Source organism: Paraburkholderia sartisoli, assembly GCF_900107685.1.
In the GTDB taxonomy this organism is placed as follows: domain Bacteria; phylum Pseudomonadota; class Gammaproteobacteria; order Burkholderiales; family Burkholderiaceae; genus Paraburkholderia; species Paraburkholderia sartisoli.
This window is the reverse complement of sequence record NZ_FNRQ01000008.1, coordinates 88,969-114,444: the sequence shown is the minus strand read 5'-3', so window position 1 is coordinate 114,444 and position 25,476 is coordinate 88,969. Positions and strand designations below refer to the sequence as shown.

20 protein-coding genes are annotated in these 25,476 nt (G+C 61.3%); 10 read left to right on the top strand and 10 right to left on the bottom strand.

Annotated elements, in window-relative coordinates:
- Nucleotides 1-56: 56 nt before the first annotated feature.
- Both putA and BLV45_RS22180 read left to right on the top strand, forming a co-directional pair.
- Nucleotides 57-3,800 (top strand): bifunctional proline dehydrogenase/L-glutamate gamma-semialdehyde dehydrogenase PutA, encoded by a 3,744-nt coding sequence (gene putA / locus BLV45_RS22185; RefSeq protein WP_090536565.1) that lies wholly within the window; start codon nt 57-59, stop codon nt 3,798-3,800.
- Between the two features lie 54 nt (nt 3,801-3,854).
- Entirely contained in the window at nt 3,855-4,256 is a 402-nt protein-coding gene (locus tag BLV45_RS22180) for a cupin domain-containing protein (protein ID WP_090536563.1), read from the top strand.
- 71 nt (nt 4,257-4,327) lie between these two features.
- Here BLV45_RS22180 and BLV45_RS22175 read toward each other — a convergent pair whose 3' ends face one another.
- A complete protein-coding gene (locus BLV45_RS22175) occupies nt 4,328-5,662 on the bottom strand; it encodes an MFS transporter (protein WP_090536561.1) in 1,335 nt (444 codons plus the stop codon).
- Between the two features lie 232 nt (nt 5,663-5,894).
- On the opposite strand from BLV45_RS22175, the gene hutG reads away from it, so the two are divergent.
- A complete protein-coding gene (gene hutG, locus BLV45_RS22170) occupies nt 5,895-6,698 on the top strand; it encodes an N-formylglutamate deformylase (protein ID WP_090536559.1) in 804 nt (267 codons plus the stop codon).
- A gap of 74 nt (nt 6,699-6,772) precedes the next feature.
- Here the strand turns inward: hutG and BLV45_RS22165 are convergent, their stop codons facing one another.
- Genes BLV45_RS22165 through BLV45_RS22150 form a run of 4 tightly spaced genes read right to left on the bottom strand, consistent with a single transcriptional unit; the run spans nt 6,773 to nt 10,274 of the window.
- Nucleotides 6,773-7,702 carry an electron transfer flavoprotein subunit alpha/FixB family protein gene (locus BLV45_RS22165; RefSeq protein WP_090536557.1) on the bottom strand — a complete coding sequence of 310 codons (930 nt, stop codon included), beginning with the start codon at nt 7,700-7,702 and terminating at the stop codon, nt 6,773-6,775.
- Nucleotides 7,703-8,452, bottom strand: coding sequence for an electron transfer flavoprotein subunit beta/FixA family protein (locus BLV45_RS22160; RefSeq protein WP_090536553.1), 750 nt, complete (start codon nt 8,450-8,452; stop codon nt 7,703-7,705).
- An 18-nt stretch (nt 8,453-8,470) separates the two neighbouring features.
- Entirely contained in the window at nt 8,471-9,076 is a 606-nt protein-coding gene (locus tag BLV45_RS22155) for a HutD/Ves family protein (protein ID WP_090536551.1), read from the bottom strand.
- Between the two features lie 10 nt (nt 9,077-9,086).
- On the bottom strand, nt 9,087-10,274 hold the full coding sequence (locus BLV45_RS22150) for an NAD(P)/FAD-dependent oxidoreductase (protein WP_090536549.1): 1,188 nt from the start codon (nt 10,272-10,274) through the stop codon (nt 9,087-9,089).
- Between the two features lie 281 nt (nt 10,275-10,555).
- On the opposite strand from BLV45_RS22150, the gene BLV45_RS22145 reads away from it, so the two are divergent.
- Complete coding sequence (locus tag BLV45_RS22145; RefSeq protein WP_090536547.1) at nt 10,556-12,229, top strand: electron transfer flavoprotein-ubiquinone oxidoreductase; 1,674 nt, start codon at nt 10,556-10,558, stop codon at nt 12,227-12,229.
- A gap of 139 nt (nt 12,230-12,368) precedes the next feature.
- Here the strand turns inward: BLV45_RS22145 and BLV45_RS22140 are convergent, their stop codons facing one another.
- Nucleotides 12,369-14,147 (bottom strand): ArnT family glycosyltransferase, encoded by a 1,779-nt coding sequence (locus BLV45_RS22140; RefSeq protein WP_090536545.1) that lies wholly within the window; start codon nt 14,145-14,147, stop codon nt 12,369-12,371.
- 414 nt (nt 14,148-14,561) lie between these two features.
- Between BLV45_RS22140 and BLV45_RS22135 the strand changes: the two genes are divergently transcribed.
- The 6 genes from BLV45_RS22135 (at nt 14,562) to BLV45_RS22110 (ending at nt 20,242) form a co-directional block, all read left to right on the top strand.
- Complete coding sequence (locus BLV45_RS22135) at nt 14,562-15,455, top strand: LysR family transcriptional regulator (RefSeq protein WP_176954228.1); 894 nt, start codon at nt 14,562-14,564, stop codon at nt 15,453-15,455.
- A 518-nt stretch (nt 15,456-15,973) separates the two neighbouring features.
- Nucleotides 15,974-17,143 (top strand): porin, encoded by a 1,170-nt coding sequence (locus tag BLV45_RS22130; protein ID WP_090536541.1) that lies wholly within the window; start codon nt 15,974-15,976, stop codon nt 17,141-17,143.
- A 352-nt stretch (nt 17,144-17,495) separates the two neighbouring features.
- Nucleotides 17,496-17,822 (top strand): DUF4148 domain-containing protein, encoded by a 327-nt coding sequence (locus tag BLV45_RS22125; RefSeq protein ID WP_090536539.1) that lies wholly within the window; start codon nt 17,496-17,498, stop codon nt 17,820-17,822.
- Between the two features lie 193 nt (nt 17,823-18,015).
- Nucleotides 18,016-18,792 carry a COG4705 family protein gene (locus BLV45_RS22120; protein WP_090536537.1) on the top strand — a complete coding sequence of 259 codons (777 nt, stop codon included), beginning with the start codon at nt 18,016-18,018 and terminating at the stop codon, nt 18,790-18,792.
- 31 nt (nt 18,793-18,823) lie between these two features.
- Entirely contained in the window at nt 18,824-19,570 is a 747-nt protein-coding gene (locus BLV45_RS22115) for a COG4705 family protein (protein WP_090536535.1), read from the top strand.
- A gap of 210 nt (nt 19,571-19,780) precedes the next feature.
- The gene (locus BLV45_RS22110) at nt 19,781-20,242 is read left to right on the top strand and encodes a carboxymuconolactone decarboxylase family protein (RefSeq protein ID WP_090536534.1); all 462 of its coding nucleotides are present in this window, start codon (nt 19,781-19,783) and stop codon (nt 20,240-20,242) included.
- Between the two features lie 61 nt (nt 20,243-20,303).
- On the opposite strand, the gene BLV45_RS22105 is transcribed toward BLV45_RS22110, so the two are convergent.
- Genes BLV45_RS22105 through BLV45_RS22090 form a run of 4 tightly spaced genes read right to left on the bottom strand, consistent with a single transcriptional unit; the run spans nt 20,304 to nt 25,456 of the window.
- Nucleotides 20,304-21,707, bottom strand: coding sequence for an MFS transporter (locus BLV45_RS22105; RefSeq protein WP_090536531.1), 1,404 nt, complete (start codon nt 21,705-21,707; stop codon nt 20,304-20,306).
- A gap of 26 nt (nt 21,708-21,733) precedes the next feature.
- Nucleotides 21,734-22,981, bottom strand: coding sequence for an NAD(P)/FAD-dependent oxidoreductase (locus tag BLV45_RS22100; protein ID WP_090536529.1), 1,248 nt, complete (start codon nt 22,979-22,981; stop codon nt 21,734-21,736).
- A complete protein-coding gene (locus BLV45_RS22095) occupies nt 22,978-23,940 on the bottom strand; it encodes a VOC family protein (protein ID WP_090536527.1) in 963 nt (320 codons plus the stop codon). Before BLV45_RS22095 ends, BLV45_RS22100 begins: the two co-directional genes overlap by 4 nt.
- 25 nt (nt 23,941-23,965) lie before the next feature.
- Nucleotides 23,966-25,456: an aldehyde dehydrogenase gene (locus BLV45_RS22090; RefSeq protein ID WP_090536525.1), complete on the bottom strand. Its 1,491-nt coding sequence runs from the start codon at nt 25,454-25,456 to the stop codon at nt 23,966-23,968.
- Between the last annotated feature and the right edge of the window lie 20 nt (nt 25,457-25,476).

The window sequence follows — 25,476 nt, the reverse complement described above, 5'->3', positions numbered from 1 at the left end:
CGCTTTTCGAGCCTTCTTTATCGGGTCACCTCAATATGTTGTCGGAAACAAAAGCAATGCCGGACGTTACGACGAGCCTCAGCGTTTTGCGTCAAAGGATTACCGATGCGTCTGCTCTCAGCGAGGAGGTTGCCGTTCAGGCGATGATGCAGGCCGCGCGAATGGATGCGCATACGCTCAAGACGGCTCAGGCGCTTGCAGCGCGACTCGCGCAAGGTGTGCGGGACGCGCGCATCGATGCGGGGGGCGTGGACCTGTTGACGCAGGAGTTCTCGCTCGACAGTCGCGAAGGCATTGCGCTGATGTGCCTCGCGGAAGCGATGCTGCGCATTCCGGACACGGAAACCCGGAACCAGCTGATCCGGGACAAGATTGTCGACGCAGACTGGCGTGCCCACATCGGCAAATCGCCTTCGCTATTCGTGAACGCCACGGCGTGGGGATTGCTGGTGACGGGAAAGCTGCTAAAGCAGCCGGACGAGAAGGCGCTGACAGAGGCCTTGACGAACGTCTTGCGCAAGGGTGGCGAGGCAGTCGTCCGTGCCGGTGTGGCGTACGCCATGCGGATGCTTGGAAAGCAGTTCGTCACGGGCCAGACCATCGAGGAGGCGATCGGCGCGGCTAAGGGACGCGAATCAGGAGGTTATCGCTACTCGTACGACATGCTCGGCGAGGCCGCCCTGACGGACGAGGATGCGCAGGCATATTTCGAGTCATACCGGCACGCCATCGAGGCGATTGGCGAGGACGCGAAAGGTCGTGGGCCGATTGACGGCCCTGGCGTTTCCGTCAAGATTTCCGGGCTGCATCCGCGCTATGAACTCGCACAGCGAGAGCGCGTTCTCGTCGAGCTCTATCCCCGCCTCCTGCAGCTTGCGGAACTCGCCAGAAAATATGGCATCGGGTTCCATCTCGACCAGGAAGAGTCCGCGCGCTTCGAGCTTACGCTCGAGATGCTCGAGCGTCTTTGCAGGGAACCGGGTTTGCGAGGCTGGAACGGTATCGGCATCTCGCTGCAGGCCTACCAGAAACGGGGGCGAGCCGTTGCCGACTGGATTATCGCGCTCGCACGGTCGACCGGCCGCCGCATCAACGTCCGGCTGGTGAAGGGCGCGTACTGGGACACCGAAATCAAGCTGGCCCAGGATGCCGGCGCGGCGGGCTACCCGGTGTTCACGCGAAAAGTCCATTCTGACGTGAGCTACATTGCCTGCGCCAGGGTCCTGCTCGACGCGCCGGATGCCATCTTTCCGCAGTTCGCCACGCACAACGCCTTCTCCATCGCGGCAGTGCATACGCTCGCCGGTGGCAAGGAATATGAGTTTCAGTGCCTCCACGGCATGGGCGAAACCGTATATGACCAGGTCGTCGGCCCGTCGAAGCTCGGACGTCCGTGCCGGATCTATGCGCCGGTCGGTCCGCATGCCACGCTGCTTGCCTATCTTGTCCGCCGGTTGCTTGAGAACGGTGCGAATTCTTCTTTCGTGAACCAGATTGTCGACCCGGCAGTCAGCATCGCCGACATCGTCGAAGACCCGGTTGCAAAGGCCGCACGCACTGGCGGCAGGCCACACGCGGGTATCGTCTCACCGGCCGGCGTCTTGCCTGGCCGGATCAATGCCGCGGCACTCAGCTTCGGCCACTCCGCTGGGTTTGACGCGGCGCTCGCCGACCTGCGCGTGAATCGCATCGCGGCCGGCTCCATCGTCGCGGGTGTCGAGGAAGCGGCAGCGGACGCGACAAGGCTCGTTTATAGCGCGGCGGACAACTCCGAGGTCATTGGCACCGTCGCGACTTCGAAATTTGCCACCGTCGCGGAAGTGCTTGCCGCAGCGACGTTAGCGAGCACAACGTGGCGTCAGACTCCGGTCAACGCGCGCGCGTCTATCCTGGAGTCCGTTGCAGGAGAACTCGAGCGACAGGCGACCCGCCTGGGCGCGCTGCTGGTCCTTGAGAACGGAGCGACCCTCGTCGAGGCGGCAGAGGAGGTGCGCACCGCTGTCAACCTGTGCAGGTTGTACGCCTGTCAGCTGAACGCGGATACCCGGATGCAGTCCGCCGACGGGCTGGGAACTGTCGTGAGCCTGACTCCCGTCTCTTCCCCGCTGTCGACGCTGGTCGGGCAGATTGCCTGGTCTCTTGCCGCGGGTAACGTGGCGATTGCGAAGCCGTCATCAAGCGCCAGTCTGATTGCATACGCAACGGTCCGGCTGTTCCTCGCGAGTGGTGTTCCTGAGGGCGTGTTGCAGCTGCTTGTGGGCGAGGGGGCCACTGTCGGGCGGGCACTGGTGTCGGATGAACGTGTTGCGGCCGTGATCTTCTCGGGCTCGGCCGGAACCTCGAAATCCATAGCCGCCCAGCTCGCGGAACTGCCGCATTCGCCGAAGTTTCATGGCTCGGTAGCGAGCGCCAATTCGATGATCGTCGACAGTTCCGCCCTGCCCGAGCAGGTGATTTCGGACGCGATGGTTTCCGCGTTCAGGGGGGCGGGCCAGACGGCATCGTCGTTGCGGATTCTTTGCCTGCAGGAGTCGACGGCAGAGAAAGTTCTTCGCATGCTAAAAGGCATGCTGAGCGAGCGCGTGATGGGGAGCCCGCTGGATGTCGCGACCGATGTCGGTCCCGTTGCGACACGCCTGATGCAGGCGCGCGTGGAAAAGTATCTGGAAGCGATGAAGGGTCGTGGCTTCTCCGTCACGCGCGGGAAGCTTCCGGATAGCTGCGCAAAGGGCAACTTCGTTGCGCCGGCAATCGTAGACATCAAGGACCTGGCTTCACTGTCGAACGTCGACCTTGCCGTAGCAGGGCCGGTTCTGCATGTGGTTCGCTGGAAGACAGGGGAAATGGATGCGCTGGTCGAGATTCTGAACACACTTGGGTGCGGCGTTCAGGGCTTGCATACCCGTATCAACGAGGCAGCGGGCAAGCTGTTGTCCAGGACACGGGCCAACAGTGTTTGCATCAACCGCTCGACGCACAGTGCGTTCGTCGGCATGCAACCTTACGGCGGTGTCGGTGCGTGTGGAACGGGACCGATGGCAGGCGGGCCGCTCACCTTGCTGGCACTTACGCGAAGCATCCCGGATTCGTTCGCATCGTCGAGTGGTCCGTTTGCCGTGTCGGGAGCGTTGGCGAGCGAGAAGTTTTACGAGTTTCCGTTTGAAGGACGCGACGGAAAGCTGAGAAATCGCCGGGACGCCTTGCAGCAGTCGCGTACGGATGCGAAGCGCAAACTGGATGCGCTAGTCGCACTTGCATCCGGGCGGGGCCTGACGACGGATAGCGACGCGCTCGCCACCACGAGTCGGCAACTGAAGCGCATTGTCGACGCCCTTGAGCCGCTGGCGCTTCCCGCGCTAACCGGTGAGGAAAACACGGTAGAGCTGTTGCCACGAGGCCAGGTCTTCTGCGCGGGCGAAACCGCGAGTTCGATTGTCGCGCAAGCGATGGTGGCATCGGCGTTTGGCAATGAGGTAGTCTTGCTCAGGTCGTCGGTGTCCGATGACGTGGCGAAGATACTGGCGGGCGACTGCCGCATTGTCGATTCCGCAGATGCCGGTCAGGTCATTCGCGGTGAAATCGATGGAGTGAACCCGGTTGTCGTGCTGGCGGAGCAGAAGCAGACCAACGCCGGCTTGATTCGGGAGACCGCGGCTCGAAGGCACATTGCGGCGGTGTTCGCCGGCGCGTCGGGGCAATACGACTGGACCCAGGTCGTTCGCGAGCGGGTTACGACCGTGAATGCCAGCGCTGCGGGGGGCAATACGCAACTGATGGTTCTGAGCGAAGACGCATGTTGAGCGCTTTCATCGACGCGATTGCCCGCACCTGAAGTGAAGAAGAGAGCGATTGAAATGACCATCGGGTTCAACGATGAAGACGTCCGCCCGATCTTTGGCCTGAAGATCACGAACGGCCGTCGCGGGTATGCAATCGATGCACGCGACTGGCAGCCCATGAAAATCGGAGGCCAGACGCTTCCAGGCTACTTCTGGATACCCGTCGCCGATGACGAAAATGGTGCGTGGTCCAGCTACTGGATGCGTGTCAACCCCGGAGCCCGCTCGCCAGAGCACCAGCACGACTCCACGGAGTTGGTGATGGTGCTGGACGGTGTCTTCACGGACGACGACGGGACGGATTTCCTTCCTGGTCAAACGGTGACATATCCTGCTGGCTCGCGGCACAGTACTTCATCAAAAGCGGGATGCACGGTGCTTGTTGTTGCTCACACCGGGTCGAAAATCGTTTCCTGACCTGATCGCAACCGGCTCGCTATCTGCACCCCGAGTCCAGTGAACCGCTGAGCGCATCGCACCTTTTATCGTCAGGCGGGTTGCGTCTTTCCCATCGCGTGCGCGGCGCAGAGGGCCAGCATCGCGCAGGAAATTCCGTTAAACACGAACAGGCCACCCGGCCCGATGGCGCTCATCAATAACGACGCGACGAAGGGGCCAACCATTCCCCCAAACGAAAACATCAGCAAAAGAGTCGCAGTGACAGCGACACGGCGATGTGGCTCTGTCCGGTCGTTGACATGGGAAACGATCAGTCCGTATTGCGTGAATGTGACGGCTACGTAGACCAGCGTTGCGACCCACACGAAGTGCCGCTGATGAAAAACGACCAGTGCGGCGCTAAGACAGGTCGAAACCAGCGCGATCCGGCAGACCAGCCGACGCCTGTCGATGATGTCTGAAAGACGGCCCATAGGCCACTGGGGCAGAAGCGCGCCTATAAGCGCGGTTCCCATGAACGCCGATAGCTCCGCCGTCGAAAAGCCCGTGCGCGCGAGGTACACCGGAGTCATCGAATAGAAGGTGCTGTAGAGAAACCCGGCAAGGACACACCCGGGAATGGCGAGAGGCGTCGACGATTTCAAGGCAAGGATGCTTTCCTTCCACGTTTGCGAAGGCATCCGGTCTAAAGCCGCATCCGAAACCCTGAGGGGCCAACCCTCCAGGAGCGTCACCGGCAGGATGGCGGCGGTGAACAGGGCCGCCACAATCGACAGCTGTGTGTTGCCGGACGAGTCCCCGGCGTTTAACAGGAACTGGCCCGACCCCACTGCGAGGTAGTTGATGGCAGCATAGGAACCAAAGACCTGACCGCGTCGCTCGTTTCGAACAACGCCGTTCAGCCAGCTTTCGATTGACGTGTATAAGCCCATGAAGGCAAAGCCCGTCAAGAACCGTATGAGCGCCAGCGCCCACGTGGATTCGAAACGGCCAAAGGCCAATGCCAGTATCGCGACGACCGCGGAGAAAGCGACGAACGTTCGATGTTGCCCGATACGATCGATGAGACGACGGTTGAAGATCGCACCGACCATGAATCCGACGTAGTAGCAGGATTGAATCATCCCGACAGCAAACGTGGTGTCTCCAGCATTGAGCATGCGCAGCGGTATCAATGTCTGGAACAACCCGTTGCCCATGATCAGCAAAGCGTAGCCGCCCAACAACCCCGCCATGGTCCGATATTCGCTGCGGGGCAGCGCGCCGGTCGTCTGGGCGACGTCGGCCGCTACAGGGTGGGTCTTTCGACCCAGCAGCGTGGCTTCCGAGAGAGGGCCGGTGCGGGCGACGTCCAGATTCGCAGGGTCTGCCGGTACGGGAGAGATGCAATTTTGTGGTTCGAACGCTTCATTGGTTTCCGGCATGACACTCTCTGAAAAGACGGCCTGGCTGAAGCGCCCCCAAGTTTAAGAATCCCTCGATAACGCACGCGTTCCGTTTAGATAATCGCGTCTTATGCACATGGTAATCAGAGGTGATGGAGCAGCAACTCCGTTTTTGTTTTTCTATCGTATCGCGCATGCGAAGTTCCGCCAGGACGGTTTCGTGCATTCGGGAAATCGAACCGGAGGACCGTGAAACCATGGAGATTGCGCTGTGACTGAATTTGATTTTCGATTTCATCAAGGCACACTGCCGCTGCTGATTTCTATTCCCCATCTCGGTACCGAAATTCCCGAACCTGTCCAGAGCCAACTCACGGATGCAGCCTCGGATCTCGCCGACACAGACTGGCATCTGGACAAGCTGTACGAATTCGCGAGATCGTCGGGAGCGTCGGTGCTTGGCGCCCGATACTCCCGCTATGTCATTGATCTCAACCGGCCGGCGAGTGGAGAGAGCCTCTATCCGGGGCAGACAACGACCGCGCTTTGCCCGACCGAAACCTTTCGCGGCGAACCGCTTTATCGTGCGGGAACAGAACCTGATGCAGAGGCGTTGAGCTTCAGGCTGAAGACATACTGGACCCCCTACCACACGAAGCTGCGTGAAGAACTGGACCGTCTGAAGGCCCGGTTCGGCGTTGTCCTGTTGTGGGAGGCGCACTCGATTGCCAGTGTTTTGCCGCGGCTCTTCGAAGGGAAATTGCCGGACCTGAACATTGGAACGAACTCAGGAAAGAGCTGTGCCCCGAGGATTCTGGATTCCGTCACGCAGACGCTGGACGAGCAACCGTTCACCTGGGTCGCCAATGGACGGTTCAAGGGCGGGTACATCACCCGGGAGTACGGACGCCCTGAGCAGGGTGTTCACGCGATACAGCTGGAAATGTGCCAGTCGACGTACATGAACGAAACGGCGCCGTTTGATTACCGGCCAGACCTGGCGAGCCGGGTCGCGCCGGTGGTTGAGCGCATGGTCACGGCCGCTGTCGACGCGATGCTTGCACTACCGGTCTAAAAAAACGCCGCCCCGGCGATCACTTCGCTGAGACGGCTCAAGTTCCCGCTCCAGGAGATTCGATGCGCGAGTGCCTATAGCGATTGTGTCAGCGCGGGCAGGACCTCGAACAGGTCGCCGATGAGACCGTAGTCGGCAACACCGAATATCGGTGCGTCAGCATCCTTGTTGACTGCGACGATGACCTTCGAGTCTTTCATGCCGGCCAGATGCTGGATAGCGCCCGAAATGCCGATGGCGACGTAGAGTTCTGGAGCGACGATTTTCCCTGTCTGGCCGACTTGCCAGTCGTTCGGTGCGTAGCCCGAATCGACCGCCGCGCGCGATGCGCCGACCGCGGCGCCGAGCTTCTCCGCGAGAGGATCGAGAAGCGCGAAGTTTTCCTTGCTGCCCAGACCGCGGCCACCCGACACAACGACGCGCGCTGCGGTGAGTTCAGGCCGGTCGCTCGTTGCGATTTCACGGCGGATGAAAGTCGACAGGCCTGAATCCGCGACGGGCGGTGCAGTTTCGATGGCCGCATTTCCGCCTTCGGCCCCGGCTGCATCGAACGCCGTCGTACGGATGGTTGCGATTTTCACCGGGTCGCCTGACTGCACCGTTGCGATCGCGTTCCCCGCATAGACGGGACGCTGGAACGTGTCGGCGGACTCGATGGCGATGACGTCGGAAATCTGCGATGCGTCCAGCTTTGCCGCCACGCGCGGCGCCGTGTTCTTGCCGGCAGCCGTGGCGGCGAAGAAGATATGGGAGTAGCCGTTTGCGAGGGCCAGCACCTGAGCCGCTACGTTCTCCGCGAGACCATCCGCGAATTGAGGCGCATCGACGAGGATGACCTTGTCCACGCCTGCGATCTTGCTGGCAGCTTCCGCGACATGGTGTGCGTCGCTGCCAGCGACGAGGACGTGGACGCCATTCAAAAGCTGCCTTGCGGCGGCGATGGTGTGAAGCGTCGCGCTCCTGATTTGAGCGTTGTCGTGTTCGGCAATAACAAGCGTCGTCATTTAAATCACCTTTGCTTCGGTTTTCAGTTTCTCGACGAGCGTCGCGACGTCCGGCACCATCACGCCTGCCTTTCGTACGGGCGGCTCGACGACCTTCAGTGTCTTGAGACGCGGCGACGGGTCGATGCCAAAATCGGAGGGCCTGACCACCTCGACAGTCTTCTTCTTTGCCTTCATGATGCTCGGCAACGTCACGTAGCGCGGCTCGTTCAGGCGGAGGTCCGTGGTCACGATGGCCGGCAGACGCAGTGAAACGACTTCGAGGCCGCCGTCGACTTCGCGCGTTACCGTTGCGATGCCTTCGTTGATTTCGATGCTGCTTGCGAAGGTGGCTTGCGGCCAGTCGAGCAGAGCCGCGAGCAACTGGCCCGTCTGGCCCGCATCGTCGTCGATTGCCTGCTTGCCGAGGATGACCAGTTGAGGCTGTTCTTTTTCAACGACGGCCTTGAGCAGTTTTGCCACCGCAAGCGGTTGCAACTCGGCATCCGTCTCTACCAGCACGCCGCGGTCCGCGCCGATGGCCAGCGCCGTACGCAGGGTTTCCTGGCTTTGCGAAAGACCGCAGGACACGGCGATGATCTCAGTCGCTTTGCCCGCTTCCTTCAGACGGGTCGCCGCCTCCACGGCGATTTCGTCAAAAGGGTTCATGGACATCTTGACGTTGCCAATATCCACGCCGCTTTCGTCGGCTTTGACCCGGACCTTCACGTTGTAGTCGACGACGCGTTTTACCGCGGTGATAATTTTCATCTCATCTTCCTCATCATTTCAGTCGTTTATCCGGACACCGGATGGCTCGATGGTCACGAGCACCGCCAGCTTTCCCTGCGCGCGGGTTGCAGGGGGAGTCACCATCGGCGCCAGTCGAAGGGGACGCGTAACATCGTTGACGACAACCATCTGTCCCGGTTCGACGCTACCGGCCAGATGCGTGCCGGGCTCATAAAACGTGCAGCCGCCATCGAGTGCGACCACGACCACGACCGTCATGCAGCTGGGCCGGACATCAATCGAGTCCGTGATGGTGCGAACTCGCGTCCGGTAACGGCCGCGGACACTCATCACGTTGAGCGCGGTAACCGGACCTTCGACGAGGAAGGCGTTCCATGCGATGTCGCCGTCGTACTCCACTGCTTCGAAGGGCTTGAGCTGCACGACCGCGTTACGGTCCCGAAGCGTAACACCGCCACCGCGAAGGACGAGCGAGGTTCGCGAGAACGCCTCAAACCGCGAGTACGGACCGTCACGCTCAATTTCGGCCAGACTGATTCGCCATTGGCCGCTTCCCGTTGCAAGGGTTCGGGTGACTCCGCCTCCGTTGCGCCAGGGTTCTTCTGGAACGGATGCGATAAGACGCACATCGACTGCGGACATGGTCCTGACCTCAGGACACTGCGCCGAGACCGTATTTACCGGTCAGCAGTTCGCCAGTCGTGAAGCGTTCGATGGAATAGGGCTTGAGCGACACGTCAGTCGGAATGCCGAGCGCTTCCTGTGCAAGGACGCGTCCGACTGTCGGCGAGAGTTTGAAGCCGTGACCCGAGAAGCCGTAGCCGACCACCAGGCCTTCAATTCCGGGCAACTTGCCAAGCACGGGGTTCCAGTCCGGGGTCACGTCGTAGACACCTGTCCACGATGAAGCGATTCCCGCGGTCTCGTATTCCGGGAATCGCTCCGCGACCTGGGTGCCCACTTCGACGACGTAGTCCATCGGGATGTCGCCTTGCTCCACTTCGGTCGTGTTGAGCTTTTCACCCACCACGCCTTCACTGACGAGCATCTGGTTACCGCCGTAGCTGCGGTAATAGAGCATGCCAGGCGACGCGAGGTCCTTGAAGACCGGCATCGAGAACGTGTACTTCGCGGCCTCGCATTCGAGCGCCAGCACGGCATGGCGTTCGGGCATGACGGGCAGGGACTTGCCGGTCCAGCCCGCCAGTTCCGGCGTCCAGATGTTCTGGGTGCTGATGACCATCGACGTCTTGAAGTCGCCGATGCTGGTGGAAACGCCGACGACCTTGCCGTTCTCGATGAGAATCCTGTTGACCGAAGCGTTCTCGCGAATGGTGACGCCGCCGCGACGCGCTGCACGGGCGAAGCCGGTGGCCACGAGATAGGCATCGGCAAAGCCGGCCTCGGGCTCGTAGCCAATCAGCGCTGCATCGCGGAACTGCGCGATGGGAAGCAGTTCGCGAGCCTGCTTCGCGTCGAGCAATTCGAGCGGAATCCCTTGCTCTTTCTGCTGGTTCAGGGACGCGCGGAGCGGCTCGAGCTTGTCGCCTTCGGCGGCGACAATCATGTAGCCGCACTTGACGAGACCGCACGAGGCTTCGTCGTCACCGAGATAAGACGCGAAATTGTTGAACACTTCCCACGATTTGCGCGCCAGCTCAACGTTTTCCTTCACCGAGTAGTGGGTGCGCAAAATACCCGACGATTGAGAGGTCGTTCCGGCCCCAATCGTGCCGCGATCGAGCACGAGTACGTTTTTCGCGCCCAGCTTTGCAAGCTGAAAGGCTACCGAGCTGCCGATCACGCCCGCGCCAATCACGACCACATCATATGTATTCACTTTCAGCTTCCTTTTGTACAAGGTGTGAGTGAAGTGTGATGCGGAAAAATGCAGGGCCCGAAAATATAAGCGGCTACGATTTTTAGCAGAAGCGCCTGTCAGGGTGCGGGCGGTGGCACGCCGCGAGCTCGCAAGCCAACGCTCGATTGTGTGGAGCATAAGAAACGATTATGTCGGGAAGCGAGCGGATTTGAAGCCTTACGATGGTCCGGGCTTGAGATGCGGTGATGGCTCATGGCGTGCCGTCGACCTGCGAACCCTGCCATAACACGACTTTTCACATGAACACACAGACTCTCGTCGAGAAATTCGGTCCCCGCGAATCCATGGAATATGACGTCGTCATCGTCGGCGGTGGCCCGGCTGGACTGTCCGCCGCGATACGGCTCAAGCAAATGGCCGGGGAGCGGCGCGTTGACATCAGCGTCTGCGTTCTTGAGAAGGGTTCTGAGATTGGCGCTCATACGCTTTCCGGTGCGGTCATCGATCCACGCGCGCTCGATGAGCTCATTCCCGACTGGAAAGCGCGGGGCGCGCCCTTAAACGTGGAAGTGACCGAAGATCGTTTCATGTTCCTGTCGGAAAAGCGCGCCTGGCAGGTTCCGGACTGGCTCTTGCCCGACATCTTCAAGAATCACGGCAACTACGTTGTCAGTCTCGGCAACGTGGCCCGCTGGCTGGGAACGTGCGCCGAGGAACTGGGCGTTGAGATTTTCTCCGGTTTCCCCGCCGCCGAAGTGCTTTACGGCGAGCGCGGGGAGGTGATGGGTGTCGTGACGGGAAACATGGGTCTCGGGAAGGACGGCGAGCCGACCGGCGGTTTTCAGCTGGGGATGGAACTCCATGCGAAGTACACGTTGTTCGCTGAAGGCGCACGCGGGCATCTCGGCCGCCAGTTGATGAGCCGGTTCAGGTTGAACGAGGGCGCCGACCCTCAGGTCTACGGTCTGGGCCTCAAGGAGCTGTGGGAAATCCCGCCCGCGATGCACAAGCCTGGTCTCGTCATGCACACGGCTGGCTGGCCGCTTGAGAACGACACGTACGGAGGCTCGTTCCTCTATCACCTCGACAACAATCAGTTGGTTGTCGGCTTCGTTGTCGGTCTCGGCTATACGAATCCGTTTCTGTCACCGTTTGAGGAGTTTCAGCGGTACAAGACGCACCCGGCAATCCGGAAGTTCCTTGAAGGGGGAAAGCGGATATCGTACGGCGCCCGGGCCATCGCCGCGGGCGGACTGATGTCATTGCCGAAACTCGTGTTTCCTGGTGGGGCGCTTATAGGATGCGAAGCGGGCTTCCTCAATGCGTCGAGAATCAAGGGCAGTCATGCGGCGATTTCCACAGGCATGATGGCCGCTGAAGCTGCGTTCAGCGCGTTGCAGTCGGGGCGTCAGCGCGACGTGCTGACAGCGTATCCGGATGCCTTCGAGAAGTCGTGGCTGAAGCAGGAGCTGCATCGTGCCCGCAACTTCAAGCAATGGATGGGCAAGGGTCTGCTTGCTGGAACCGTCATGGTCGGTCTCGAGCAGAAGCTTCTTGGTGGACGGGTACCGTGGACGCTACACCATCGGCATCCGGATAACGAGACGCTTAAACCCGCCGCCGCGTGCAAGCCGATTGTCTATCCCAAGCCTGATGGGAAACTCACGTTTGACCGGTTGTCATCGGTCTTTCTGTCAAACACCCATCACGAAGAAAACCAGCCGGCGCATTTGACGCTGAAAGATGCATCCGTGCCTGTCAACGTGAACCTCGCGAGGTACGCGGGCCCGGAGGCAAGGTTTTGTCCCGCCGGCGTGTATGAGTTCGTCACGAAAAACGATGGCGTGGAGAGCCTCGTCATCAATGCCCAGAATTGCGTGCATTGCAAGACCTGCGATATCAAGGATCCCGTTCAGAACATCGTGTGGGTCGCGCCGGAGGGTGGCGGCGGACCCAATTATCCGAATATGTAGAACGTGGTCTCAGCATTGATATGGCAAGAGTCATACAAAAATCAGGTCAGACTTGTCCCGTCCCAAATGGGGAATTCCGTTTCCGGGGAAAACCGGCGAACGTGCTTGAACTGATGATCGACAGACTGCCGCTTCGCTGCTACCTGGCAGCGCTATCGACAAAGGCCGCGGTGTGGGTCTGCTTTCCTGCACCTGATTCGACAATGCGCCGGTAGAGGATGAACTTCTCCAGCCTGTCTCCGGGGCGCGCGCCGGTCCAGAACGGCTGCCAGTAAAGTGACGAGGGCCTGCGCGCGGATGGCGTCTGCACAATCAGAACGTTGCAGTCCTCAGCCCCTCGAGTCTCGAGCGGAACTGCCTGACGGCGGGCGTACCACGCAAACATGGGCGCTTCGGATTCACCGAAGCCGTCGGAGGCGACGCATCCGTTCGCAGCCAGGTTGGGTGCAAGTGCGACTGCCGCCTGATCGAATACCTCCCGATAGCTTTTTGCGGTATCAATCCACGGCAACACCAGCGTTGACATCAGGCCCCACCCGAGCGTCATGGCAGCGGTCCAGCTCCACGCACCGGACCAGCGACCGCTACGCGAGATGACAGGCTGCGCTAAAAGCCAGCCCAATGTCAGCGCAACGGCAGCGGCGAGCGCCACCGGCTGCCTGGCCGGTAACTGATAGGTCAGCGGCAGCCAGCGAGCCAGCGGGGAAAGCCAGTGATGTTCGGCGACAGGCGCGCGCATGATCCACCATCCTGCCCATCCCAAACACAGACTCGCGATGGCCACGGCGAACGAGACCGCGACCCACGCACGCTGCACAAGGCGCGTCAGGCGGCACAGAAAACTGGCCGCCAGCGGCGCGAGCGCCGGCAACAAGGGCAGGAGATAGAGCTCGCGCATTGTCGCGGACAGGCCGAGTGTCACGAGACCAACGGTGACGACGAGCGCCGCCACGACCAGCCGGGGATCACGCCAGACGGTAGCCCGACACATCGCCAGCAGCGCTAGCGGTCCAATCGGGAACGCGAAGAAAAGCAGCGCTTTCACCGGAGTAAGAAGCGTATTGTCGGACCCGAGTGCCGGCACGGAAAAGCCGAGGAAACGTCCGACGTTGTTATCCCAGAACCAGGCGATGAAGAGCGGGCCCGACCGTTGTGCAAGCAACCATGGCCAGATCGTCATCAGCGGCAGCCCCACGGCCACCGCGGTTCCGAGCAGCAGGACATAGCGGCGCGAACGGCAGGACGGCACGAAAACGGGTACGAGAAGCGAGGCGATGCCGAACACGCCTGGCATCAGCAGTCCCTTCGTCATGAAGGTCGCTGCAATGCTGATGCCAAACAGGATGGCGTCAAGCCATCGAGGACTACTGCTTTGCGCGGTGTCGCCAACGATACGGATCAACGCATAAAGCGCGCTCGCGCTTGCAGCCATCAACCCGATATCCGTGAACAGATCGTGTGAATGCTTCACGAGCCCTACCGTCCCTGCCAGCAACAGGACAGTACCCGCCACGTCCCGCGTCAGCCAGCCGGGATTACCGGCAATCAGGCGAGCGGTTGCGGCAACAGCAGCGAACGCGATCAGCATGGCCAGAAGCGTAGCGAGCCTGGCGCCGTCCGGCGCTGGCAACCATCCGGCGCTGGCCCGCATGAAGGCGCTGGCGAGCCAGTAGAAGAGCGGCGGCTTCTCCATGAAAGGCACGCCCGCGTTCATCGGGACAACCCAGTCACCACTCGACGCCATATGTTGAATGATGCCGAACGTATAGGTTTCGTCCTGCTTCCAGGGCTCGCGTCCGACGATGCCGGGAACCAGGTAAAGGAGCAGCCAGGCAAGCCCGAGCGCCACGCGTCTGAATGCCTGTACGCGTCTCGCAGGCAGATCCTTCGAATCGGTTTCGTGGGGGGAAATGGGCATCCGGGTTTTCCATCACAGTCTTCGTCAGGATCACGGCCCGTGCTTTACGCGGGGTCACCGGACTCCAGCCGGCAAGGATGCCAGACCTTTCCTTATTAAAGCCTTAAGGCGATGCAACCCGCGTTTCTGACCGTTGTTTGTGCATCGCGGGTGTCCTCGACAAAAGCGTCAGGTTGCCTGGCCATCGAGTCCCGGCGGAAGGGGTGCGCGCACCGGACTCTCGCGCCGGGACGCATCTGTATCACGGTTAAGCAATCGTTAAGCTGCCGTCACGATAATGATCGCCCAACCAGCGCTTGCGGCACCGTCCGTGCTCCACCAGAGAAGTGAACCTTCGCGACTCGCGTGGTCCATGCGGCCGACTCCTTCCATGACGCGAGCCTTGGCAATAATTCGAATTCTATGGACGCGGGAATGGACCATCTGACTTCAATGCGCACCTTCATGAAGGTGGCGGAGTGCCTTAATTTTGCCGCGGCGGCAAGGCACCTCGACGTTTCGAACGCAGTGGTCACCCGGCAGGTGGCCATGCTCGAATCGCACCTTAATGCAAAGTTGCTAAACAGGACGACGCGTAGCGTGTCGCTCACCACTGCCGGTCAGGCTTATCTGCGAGGCTGCGTCGAGTGGCTCAACGAACTGGAGTCGATGGAAAAGGGCATCCTGTCTGCCGCCGACGAATCCACCGATGCCTTGAAAATTGCGTGTGCCGCGTCGTTCGCCGACGGCGACCTGGCGGACGTGCTGGCTGAGTTTCACCTCGCCGAACCGCAGGTCCGGTTCGATCTCAGCGTTTTTGAATCAATGCAACGCGTCACCCTGGCGGATTTCGATGTCTGCTTCAGCGTCGAAGCCCGGCTGCGCGATTCTGCGATGATATCTCGCAGCCTCGCGGTAACAAGGGACGTCATCGTCGCTTCACCGCGCTATGTGGAACGATGTGGTATCCCCGAGTGTCCCGACGATCTGACACAGCACAGTATCCTGGTCGCAGGCGAGATACCGGCTCGTTTCTGGGAATTTGACGATGCTCACGGCGTCAACCGTACGTCATTCAAGCCCGTCTTTCGGGCCGGCAGCGTTCTGGCCGTCAAGCGTGTCGCGCTTGCCGGTCTCGGGATCGCGCGCCTTGCGGAGTCGCTCGTGCAGACAGAACTGGATGACCGGACGCTTGTTCCGCTGCTCGGCCAGTTTCCGCTGAAGGGAAATGAACGGGCCATATGGATGCTTTACCCGGCGCATCGCCATATGCCCAGAACCTTGAAGACCTTTACCGATTTTGTGGTGTCACGCTCGCGCCGTTACTGAGTGGCGAACATTTCCCCCTGCCATTTGCGGGAAAAAAATTCGTGGCAGGCGTAGCAATCCCGTCAGCTCTCGCATGCTTTAGCGACTACAACCATGATGGACGCCTTCTTTCGACCGGATACCACAATTTTCCCGGCGCAACCTTAAGCGATCCTTAGCTAAATGTCGTCATAACATTTTTCTTCTGGCGTAACCCTTCATCGTTCAGGCTGCGTCCAGGTATCCAGACTGATGTTGAACGCTGCATCGTCACGTCCTGCGTGGATTCCCAGTCCTGAGCCGTACTGTCAGTCCTCGAGTGATCCGCACCGGTTCAGGCATTTCCACGGCGTACGGTCGTGATCATTTAGCAACGCAAGGGGAAACAGTCTGGTGCGGACATAGACGTCGCAGTATCGGCGTGTAAGCATCACATCCGCTGTATTGATGAGAATTCAGTAGCTCGTATTAACGCTGCAAAAAACACAAGTTGTCTGAAAAAAAGTTGTCTACTCGAACAACATTTATGGAGATCTTTCATGAAGAAAAGTCTGATCGCGCTGGCTGTGTCAGCCACATTTGCAGTACCCGTATTCGCCCAGAGCAGCGTCACGCTGTACGGGGTGATCGACGAAGGGTTCAACTACACCAACAACGTCGGCGGGAAGCACGACTATGAACTGCAAAGCGGCTATGCGCAGGGAAGCCGCTGGGGACTCAAAGGTGCCGAAGATATCGGTGGCGGCACGAAGGTGATATTCCAGCTTGAGAATGGCTTTAACCTGAACAACGGCCGTCTGGGTCAGGGCGGTCTGTTATTCGGGCGCCAGGCGTATGTGGGCGTCTCGAATGCCACGTTCGGTACCGTCACGCTCGGCCGTCAATATGATTCCGTCGTCGACTACCTCGCACAGACAACGGCCAACGGGAACTGGGCCGGCTATCTGTTTTCGCACCCGTTCGACAACGACAACACGGATAACTCTTTCCGGGTGAACAACACGGTCAAATACGCGAGCCCGGACTTCGCCGGGTTGCAATTTGGCGGCACTTACAGCTTCAGCAACTCCACGGGCTTCGCTAACAACCGGCAGTTCAGCCTGGGCGCGCAGTACGCCAATGGCGGTTTGCTGGTCGCGGCGGCTTACCTGAATGCTGACAATCCCGGCCAATCGTCCGGTGGCGCCATTACGACGACCGACGCGAATTTCGTGACCGAACGTCTGCGCATTTTTGGCGGCGGCATCAACTACACGTTTGGCCCCGCGACGGTAGGCTTCGTCTATACGAACACGAACATCAAAAACCCGTCCGCGAACACCGGATACCTTTCCAGCACCGAGACGATCGAGCCGGTCACGGGCGCGCTGGCCGGCGGAAAGCTCAGCACGCTCAAGTACCAGAACTTCGAAATCAACGGGAAGTATCAGATCACACCGGCGTTCTTTGTCGGCGCGCAATACGTGTACACGCTTGAAAACTACGACGCGACAACCGGCAGCGTAAAACCGAAAATTCACAGCGTCGGCCTGATGGCGGACTACAACGTTTCGAAACGCACGGATTTCTACCTTCAGGGCGCGTACCAGAAAGTTGCAGGAGGCCAGACGGGATCGTCTCTCGACCAGGCTTATGTACCGGGTGCCGCCGACCTGTCGTCAAATTCGAAACAACTGGTCATGCGCGTGGCAATTCGCCATAAGTTCTAAGGCATGACGGGAAGGCGATGCGCATGCATCGCCTGACCAGCCTCGCTGGAGATAAAGGCAGCGCCCGCACTTTATCCTGCGGGCGTGCTCCCGGTGTTCCGCCATCAAATTCAGGCGCCGGCTCACGTTTGGCCGCGGCGCCGCATCGCATGCTTCCACCGGACCGATGCCCCTGGCAGAGACCGATTTTGGGCCGCTTCTCATGTCGCAAGGGAGAAGGAAAAAGTGCGCCCATCAATTTCGGTAGAGATCGCAGGCAGCTAAGCTTCACCTAAGGCAAGCCTCCCTAGAATGGTTTCAAGGTCGCAGCAAAAGCCGTCCTTGAAAACCAGCCATTCTCGCAGGAGCAGACATGAAACCGTTAATCCGCTCAATCGTCACCGTTGCCGCGCTGACGGCTCCCGTCATCGCGTTGGCTCAACCGTCAACCGGCCCGGTTACCCGGGCACAGGTACGCGCCGATCTTGTCCAGATGGAAAGGGCGGGCTACAACCCGGCCAGACGCGATGATGCAACCTATCCGGCTGACATTCCGGTGACTGAAGCCCGCGTTGCGGCTAAAAGCGTTGCGATGCCGATGTCCGACACGGGTATGGGTACGGAACCCACGAGCGTGTCTGAGTCTGGCACGCGTAACCCCATCGGACCCTCGCGGTCGAATCTTTTTGCTCACCACTGACGAGGCCTCTTCGCGCAGACCGTGACCGCGAGCCGAAGATCACACGGGCAGGAAACCGGTGTGTGCTCTTCGGCGCCTGGCGGACCGGCAGCAAAACCTCATTGCTCGCGCGTGCGAGCGAATCATTCGCAGCGCAACTGGTGCGGGAAGGTGCTAGCGGCGCCCGCCTGAACTTCTCCAATACGGAACGTCCATGAATCCAAGCTCGCCCCCGCCTGTCAAATGGCTAAACAAGGTCCCGGAGATCACACTCGTCTTCTGGATAATCAAAATGATGTCCACTACGGTCGGTGAAACGGCCGCGGATTATCTGAACATCAACCTGAAGCTTGGCCTGGCAGGAACTTCGATCATCATGGGGTGCCTGCTCGCGGGTAGCCTGCTGTTCCAGATGAGGGCGAAACGATATGTGCCAGCCTTTTACTGGCTCTGCGTCGTCTGCGTCAGCGTGTTCGGCACACTGGTCACCGACAATCTCTCCGACAACCTCGGGGTCCCGCTCGCCGTGTCGACTGCGGTCTTCGGCACTGCACTCGTGATCGTCTTCGCGATCTGGTACGCGAAAGAACGGACGCTCTCCATTCAGAGAATCGATACCCGTGGGCGCGAATATTTCTATTGGACCGCAATCCTGCTGACGTTTGCGCTAGGCACAGCTGCCGGCGACTGGGTCGCGGAAGGTCTGGGTACGGGCTACGTCAATGCGGCGCTGCTCTTTGGCGCCATGATTGTCGCCGTCGCCCTGGCGCGCTACGTGTTAAAGGCAAATGCCACGCTTTGCTTCTGGCTGGCATACATCCTGACGCGACCGTTCGGCGCGGCATGCGGCGATCTGCTGGCACAGCCGGCAACCAGCGGCGGCCTGGGCCTCGGCACGACGATGACGAGCATTGTTTTTCTGTCGACCATCGTGTGCCTGATCGCCTGCCTGTCCATTAACAGACAACCAGTCGGAGAAGACCGTGTCTGATTCGCTCATACATCGCTTGCCAGATCGCAGCATGGACAACGCTCTCGTCAAGGTTCCAGAAGTTACGCTGCTGTTCTGGATATTGAAGATCGCGGCGACCACACTCGGCGAAACCGGCGGGGATGCCGTGTCGATGTCGATGAATCTCGGCTATCTCGTTGGAACGCTTATCTTTGCAGCCGTCTTTCTGGCGGCGGTCACTGCGCAGATCCGGTCCAGATCTTTCCAGCCTCCTCTGTACTGGGCAACGATTATCGCGAGTACCACGGTCGGCACCACCCTGGCTGACTTCGCTGACCGGTCTCTCGGCATCGGTTATGCAGGAGGGGCGTCATGTCTTCTGGCACTCCTGTGTGTGTCGCTGATTGTCTGGTATCGCGCGACGGGCTCTATCTCCGTTTCGTCGATCGGATCGCCCAAAGCCGAGTTGTTTTACTGGATCACCATCATGTTTTCCCAGACGCTCGGCACCGCACTGGGAGACTGGACGGCCGATACGGCAGGTCTTGGCTACACCGGTGGTGCGCTCGTTTTCGCCGCGCTGCTCGCCGTTGTCGTCGCCGCCTGTTTCTGGACCCGGGTGTCACGCACGATGCTCTTCTGGATCGCATTTGTTCTGACCCGGCCGCTGGGGGCCGTCGTCGGCGATTTTCTCGATAAACCGGTGACCGCCGGCGGCCTCGCTTTGAGCCGCTATTCCGCTTCCGCGGCGTTGCTGGCGTTTATCGTCGGCAGCATTGTCCTGTTCAGGCAGCGCGCTGCGTCCAGAGCCCATTGACCGGCTGTCGGTCACTGTTCTGTGAAGCTCATGGTCCGCCTGATGTCTTCATCATGGATGGACCCAGGTCGTGTAAGCGTGTCCTGGCCTCGGGTCCGAACAGATACAGATACTCAAAAAACACTCGCACCCGTCACAAACGGACCGCTCCAAACGTCTGGTGGATATGCGACGCGCGAAGGGCGCAAGCACAATCAGAGGACGAATCTCATGACGACAGCACGCATCAACTTTTTTCAACTTGCCCCGGCTAACCTTAAGGCGATGATCAATCTTTCGGGCTCCACCAGGCAGAGCTCGCTTGGCCCGAGGATCGTGGAAATGGTCAACCTGCGGGTCTCGCAGGTCAACGGCTGCGGCGTCTGCATCGACATGCACTGGCGAGATCTGATCAAGCAGGGCGCCGATCCGCGCCACCTCAACGCGATTGCCGGCTGGCGCGAGGCGCCGTTCTTCGATGCGCGTGAGCGCGCGGCGCTGGGTTGGGCCGAAGCGGTCAACGCGCTGCCTCATCAGGACACCACGGACGACGCGTATCGCGAGTTGCGCGAGCATTTCAACGAGACCCAGATCGCGGAACTGTCGTACACCATCGCCGCGATACGTGGCTGGAATGCGATCAACCTGAGCCTGCGCAACCAGATTCCGGAGAATCCGCCGCCGGGGTTCTGATCGGGAGCCCACCTGAAGTTCGCGCGCGGCGCTGTCACGTCGACAACGCCGCCGCTCAAGGTCAGGCTTCCAGCTGCTCCAGCACTTTCCCCTTGGTCTCGATCCCGAGAAAATGCACGGCGATCGCCGCAAGGAAGGGCACGGCAGCGAGAATATAAAACGCAACATCGAGGTCGCCGCCGATCATCGTCTTCGACACGATGGCCGGCGCGAAAATCGCCGCGATCTTCAGCCATGCACCGCCCACGCCGCAGCCAAACGCGCGGATGCTGGTCGGATACAGTTCAGGCGTATAGACATAAGCGGTGATAAAGCCGCAAGCCAGAAAGCCCAGCGCCAGCGCGCAGAACGTCGCGACCACATACACCGACGAAGCATGGAACACGCCTGCCAGCGCCAGCGAAAGCGCACACAGCAGGAACGACACGTTGATAATCGGCTTGCGTCCCACCTTGTCGACCAGCAGCGCGCAGGTCAACGAGCCGAGCACGCCGAGCACCGACGCCGCCACCGCGAGATTCAACGCGAGCTGCAACGGCGCGTGATAGACATTGCGATAGATCGTGGGCAGCCAGGTGGACAGGCCATATTGAATGAAGCCGCACGTGATCCACAGCATCGCGACCGCCATCGTGCGCTTCAGATACGCCGGGCCAAACAGATCCTTCATGCGGCGCTTCGGATGGCGACTGGCGAGCGCGTCGAATTCGGCGGCGTGTGTCACCGGCGCGAGCGGCCCCTTCGTCGCGCGTTCGAATGCGCGCACGGCGGTATCGGCTTCGGCCATCCGTTCGCGTTCGGCGAGCCAGCGCGGCGATTCCGGCACGAGCCTGCGCAGCACGAAGAACAGGATCAGCGGCATGCCGCCGACGAAATACATGGCTTCCCAGCCGAAACGCGGCACGATCCACGCGCCCAGTGCGTTTGACGCGAGCAGCCCGATCGGAAACACGATTTCGTACAGCAGGACGAAGCGGCCACGGCCGTGGGCCCGGCTGATTTCGTTGATGTAGGTCGCGGCGACCGGCAGTTCGCCGCCAAGCCCAAAGCCCTGAATCACGCGCAACGCGACGAACACGGCGAACGTCGGCGCAAAACCGCACGCGATACTCGTCACGCCGATGATCCCCGAACTCCACGCGATCGCGCGAACGCGTCCATTCCGCTCGGCGAGCCATGGGAACAGGAACGCGCCGAACAGCTGGCCGACGGAACCCGATGCGATCAGGAAGCCGATTTCCCACGGCGTCAAATGCCATTTCTGGATCAGGATCGGCAGCGTCGCGGCGATCGCGATGACGTCGAAGCCGTCGAAAAACGTGGCGAGGCCGATCAGGATACGCGCGCGAACCTGCATCGCGTTGCCCGGCAGCCGCTCGAGCCGCGCGATGATCGAGCCGCGGGTGACGGGACCGGAGACACCGGCGCCGCCTCGATATTCAATGGTGTTGTCGATGGTTCTCATGCCTGGTGTCCTGTCCATGACTGGAATTACGCAAGCGCCTTGCCGGCGTCGGTCAGCGTCGCGAGATCGACCGCGCGCCCCTGGTTCATCCATTTCCGCGCGATCTTCAGATCGCGCGGCGTGTTGATTGCAATCGCGCCGCGCAGGTTGCCGTCCTGCAGATAGAACAGCGTCGCGCTTTTCTGCTGCACGTTGCCGCGCACGGCGAGTTCCGCATCCGGGGGGATGTCGCCGAGAATCTGCAGGTTCACGTCGTATTGATCCGACCAGAACCACGGGATATCGGCATAGGCTTCCTTCGTGCCAAGCACCGCTTTCGCGGCGGCGATCGCCTGGTTCTGCGCATTCGCCCACGATTCGAGCCGCACGCGGCGCTTGAGCCACGCGTTCGGATGATTGGCGACGTCGCCGCACGCGAAGATGCGCGGGTCGGCGGTGGCGCCAAATTCATCGACGACGATGCCGTCGGCAACCGGCAGTCCCGCCGCTTCGGCAATCGCCGTGTGCGGCGCGAGACCGATGCCGGCGACGGCGAAATCCGCGTCGAGCGTCGTGCCGTCGGCGAGCGTGGCGCGCACGCGGTTCGCGTCGTCGGGGTGATCGTCGAGCGAAACGAGAGCCGCGCTGAGCCGCACGTCGACGCCGTTCGCGCGATGCAGCTCAAGCAGGAAATCCGACACGGCGGGCGGCAGCGAACGGACGCACAGACGCGGCGCGCCTTCCACCACGGCGGCCTCGACGCCGAGCTTGCGCGCGGTCGCGGCCACTTCGAGTCCGATCCAGCCGCCGCCGATCACCAGCACGCGCTGGCTCCGGCGCAACCGTTCGCCGAGCGCGACCGCTTCGTCGAGCGTACGCAGATACGTGATGTGCGAGGTCTTGACGAGCGCATCGGGCAGACGGCGCGCGGCGCCGCCGGTCGCGATCACGAGCCGGTCATACGTGATCTCGCGGCCCGAGCGGGTACGCACCACGCGTGCTTCGCGATCGATCGACGTCGCGCAATCCGGCTGCCACGTCTCGACGTTCAGCGCGGCAAAATCGTCGGGCTTCACGATGCGCACGGTGTCGATGTCGGCTTCGCCGGCCAGCACGGCTTTCGACAGCGGCGGGCGCTCGTACGGCAGATGAATCTCGTCGGCGATCATCACGAGGCGGCCTTCGAAGCCTTCCTTGCGCAACGTCTTCACGATCCATCCAGCGGCCTGGCCGCCGCCGATCACGACGATCGTTTGCGGTGCGTCGCCGGTTTCCTGTGTGGCATCGAGGGTCATTTTTTCTGCTCCGTCATGAACTTGCCTTGCGGCGCGTCCGCGTTTTTCTGGCGGCGCGTGTTGCCGTCGATGCCGCCGTCGATGGCCCATTCGGCGAACACGGTCGGACCGGGTTCGAAGTCGCGCGGCTGCCATTCGGGCGTCAGCATGTCTTCGTCGGCGTAGTACTCGATCAGGCCGCCGGCCGGATTCCTGAAGTACCAGAAGTACGCGGACGACACCGGATGACGTCCTGGCCCGAGTTGCGTCTCCCAGCCGCAGCGGCTGATGTGCATGCCGCCGCCGAACACTTCGTGGATGTCGCGCACGGTGAACGCGACGTGGTTCAGGCCGCGTTTTCCGTTAGGCAGCGCGAGCAGGAAGATGTCGTGGTGGCCGCCGTGCGGCGCGCAGCGCATGAACGCGCCACGCTCCGGATAACGGTCCGACATCTCGAAGCCGAGCAGTGTCTGGTAGAACTTCTCCTGCTCGGCGAGGCAGTTCGTGAAGAACACGACGTGCCCGACTTCGACCGGCTCCGCGCGTTCGTACACCGGCGACGGCTGATCGACGCGCAGCGTCTGGCCCCACACGTTCGACGGCGAACCATGCACGTCGATCGCGCGTTTGCGCGTGACTTCGACGCGGATCGCCATGCCGGCCGGATCGAAACAGCCGACGGCGTCGTCCGTTTCGAAGTGCCCCGGCTGGCCCGCGAAGCGGCCGCGCAGTGCGTCGAGTTCGGCGCGCGTTGCCACGCCCCACGTCACTTCACGCAGCGTCGGGCCTTCCTCGAACGCGGCGGGCAGCGACGGATCGTTCGCGTCGACGGCGAGAATCGTGCAGCCATTCAGCGTTTCGAAACGCGCGCGGGTTTCGTCGTGCGCGGTTTCCTTCAGGCCCCAGTCGGCGAAAAACCGCCGGCAGGTGGCGAGATCCGTCACGCCGTAAGTAATCTGTTCGATGCCGAGAATGCTCATTGCTTACCTCTTCAGTGTGCCGCGATCAGTTTGCCCACGGCAGCGGAGCGTCGTTCAAGCCCCAGTACAGGCTCTTTTGCTGCATGTATTCGCGGATGCCGAGCCGGCCTTTCTCGCGGCCCATGCCGCTGTCCTTCCAGCCGCTGAACGGCGTCGAAATCGAAAACAGCTTGTACGTATTGATCCATACGGTGCCCGCTTCGAGCGCGCGCGCCACGCGCCACGCGCGCTTGTAGTCGCGCGTCCAGATGCCGGCGGCAAGGCCGAACACGCTGTCGTTCGCTTCGCTGATCAACGATGCTTCGTCGTCGAACGGCATCGCGACGAGCACCGGTCCGAAAATCTCTTCCTGGCAGATCCGCGCGCTGTTCGGCAGGCCTTCGAGAATCGTCGGCTGATAGAAGAAGCCGTTTTCGCGTCCGTCGCCCACCGGACGTCCGCCGCCGCACAGCAGGCGGCCGCCTTCTTCCAGGCCGAGCGCGACATAGCGTTCCACCGATTCCCGATGCTTCGCGCTGATGAGCGGTCCCATCTGCGTCTCCGTGCTCGACGGATCGCCGACGCGCAATTTGCGCGCGCCTTCCGTGAGCCGCTTCATGAATTCGGCGTACACCGGACGCTGCACGAAGAGTCGCGAGCCCGCGATGCATGCCTCGCCCGATGAACTAAAAATGCCGTACAGCACGCCGTTTACCGCATGGTCGAGGTCGGCGTCGTCGAAGACGATGGTCGGCGACTTGCCGCCCAGTTCGAGCGAAACCGGCATCAGCTTGTCCGCCGCGATGCGCGCGATGCCGCGGCCCACGTCCGTGCCACCGGTGAACGACACCTTCCTGACGAGCGGATGGCGCACCAGCACGTCGCCGATCACCGAGCCCTTGCCCGGCAGCACGCTCAGCACGCCCCTGGGCACGCCGGCTTCCTCGCAGATGCGCGCGAGCGCCAGCGACACCAGCGGTGTTATTTCAGCCGGCTTCAGCACGACTGCGTTGCCCGCGGCGAGGGCAGGGGCGAGCTTCTGCGCGTCGGACGCGATCGGCGAATTCCACGGCGTGATCGCCGCGATGACGCCGATCGGCTCATGCACGCTCATCGTCATGTAGTCGCCGCGCGGCGGCGTGAGTTCGTCGTCGAGCGTTTCGAGGCACGCCGCGAAATAACGGAACGTGTTCGCCGCGCTCGCCACCAGCACGCGCGTTTCGGCGATCGGCTTGCCGTTGTCGCGGCGTTGCAGCTGCGCGAGCGCTTCGTGGCGCTGCGTGATCAGATCGGCGATGCGGTACAGCACCAGCGCGCGCTGATGCGGCTTGAGCCCGGACCAGTCCGGCTTGCGCCACGCGACGTCGGCGGCTTCGACGGCTTCCTTCGCGTCTTCCGCGCTGGCCGTGGAGATTTCCATGTTCACCGACTGGTCCGCCGGGTAGATGCTCGCGAAGGTCGCCGCACGGCCGCGCCGCCATTCGCCGCCGATGAAGATGTCGCCAGAAGGAACGAGGCGGGTGTCGAAAGGAGTCATGTCAGAAGTCCGTCTTTGCA

Excerpts from the sequence above, each read along its gene's own strand:
- BLV45_RS22135 (WP_176954228.1), top strand. The coding sequence starts at position 14,562 with ATGGACCATCTGACTTCAATGCGCACCTTCATGAAGGTGGCGGAGTGC.
- BLV45_RS22120 (WP_090536537.1), top strand. The coding sequence starts at position 18,016 with ATGAATCCAAGCTCGCCCCCGCCTGTCAAATGGCTAAACAAGGTCCCG.
- BLV45_RS22180 (WP_090536563.1), top strand. The coding sequence starts at position 3,855 with ATGACCATCGGGTTCAACGATGAAGACGTCCGCCCGATCTTTGGCCTG.
- BLV45_RS22105 (WP_090536531.1), bottom strand. The coding sequence starts at position 21,707 with ATGAGAACCATCGACAACACCATTGAATATCGAGGCGGCGCCGGTGTC.
- BLV45_RS22165 (WP_090536557.1), bottom strand. The coding sequence starts at position 7,702 with ATGACGACGCTTGTTATTGCCGAACACGACAACGCTCAAATCAGGAGC.
- BLV45_RS22100 (WP_090536529.1), bottom strand. The coding sequence starts at position 22,981 with ATGACCCTCGATGCCACACAGGAAACCGGCGACGCACCGCAAACGATC.
- BLV45_RS22155 (WP_090536551.1), bottom strand. The coding sequence starts at position 9,076 with ATGTCCGCAGTCGATGTGCGTCTTATCGCATCCGTTCCAGAAGAACCC.
- putA (WP_090536565.1), top strand. The coding sequence starts at position 57 with ATGCCGGACGTTACGACGAGCCTCAGCGTTTTGCGTCAAAGGATTACC.
- BLV45_RS22110 (WP_090536534.1), top strand. The coding sequence starts at position 19,781 with ATGACGACAGCACGCATCAACTTTTTTCAACTTGCCCCGGCTAACCTT.
- BLV45_RS22115 (WP_090536535.1), top strand. The coding sequence starts at position 18,824 with ATGGACAACGCTCTCGTCAAGGTTCCAGAAGTTACGCTGCTGTTCTGG.
- BLV45_RS22140 (WP_090536545.1), bottom strand. The coding sequence starts at position 14,147 with ATGCCCATTTCCCCCCACGAAACCGATTCGAAGGATCTGCCTGCGAGA.
- BLV45_RS22160 (WP_090536553.1), bottom strand. The coding sequence starts at position 8,452 with ATGAAAATTATCACCGCGGTAAAACGCGTCGTCGACTACAACGTGAAG.
- BLV45_RS22125 (WP_090536539.1), top strand. The coding sequence starts at position 17,496 with ATGAAACCGTTAATCCGCTCAATCGTCACCGTTGCCGCGCTGACGGCT.
- BLV45_RS22145 (WP_090536547.1), top strand. The coding sequence starts at position 10,556 with ATGAACACACAGACTCTCGTCGAGAAATTCGGTCCCCGCGAATCCATG.
- BLV45_RS22175 (WP_090536561.1), bottom strand. The coding sequence starts at position 5,662 with ATGCCGGAAACCAATGAAGCGTTCGAACCACAAAATTGCATCTCTCCC.
- BLV45_RS22090 (WP_090536525.1), bottom strand. The coding sequence starts at position 25,456 with ATGACTCCTTTCGACACCCGCCTCGTTCCTTCTGGCGACATCTTCATC.
- BLV45_RS22095 (WP_090536527.1), bottom strand. The coding sequence starts at position 23,940 with ATGAGCATTCTCGGCATCGAACAGATTACTTACGGCGTGACGGATCTC.
- BLV45_RS22130 (WP_090536541.1), top strand. The coding sequence starts at position 15,974 with ATGAAGAAAAGTCTGATCGCGCTGGCTGTGTCAGCCACATTTGCAGTA.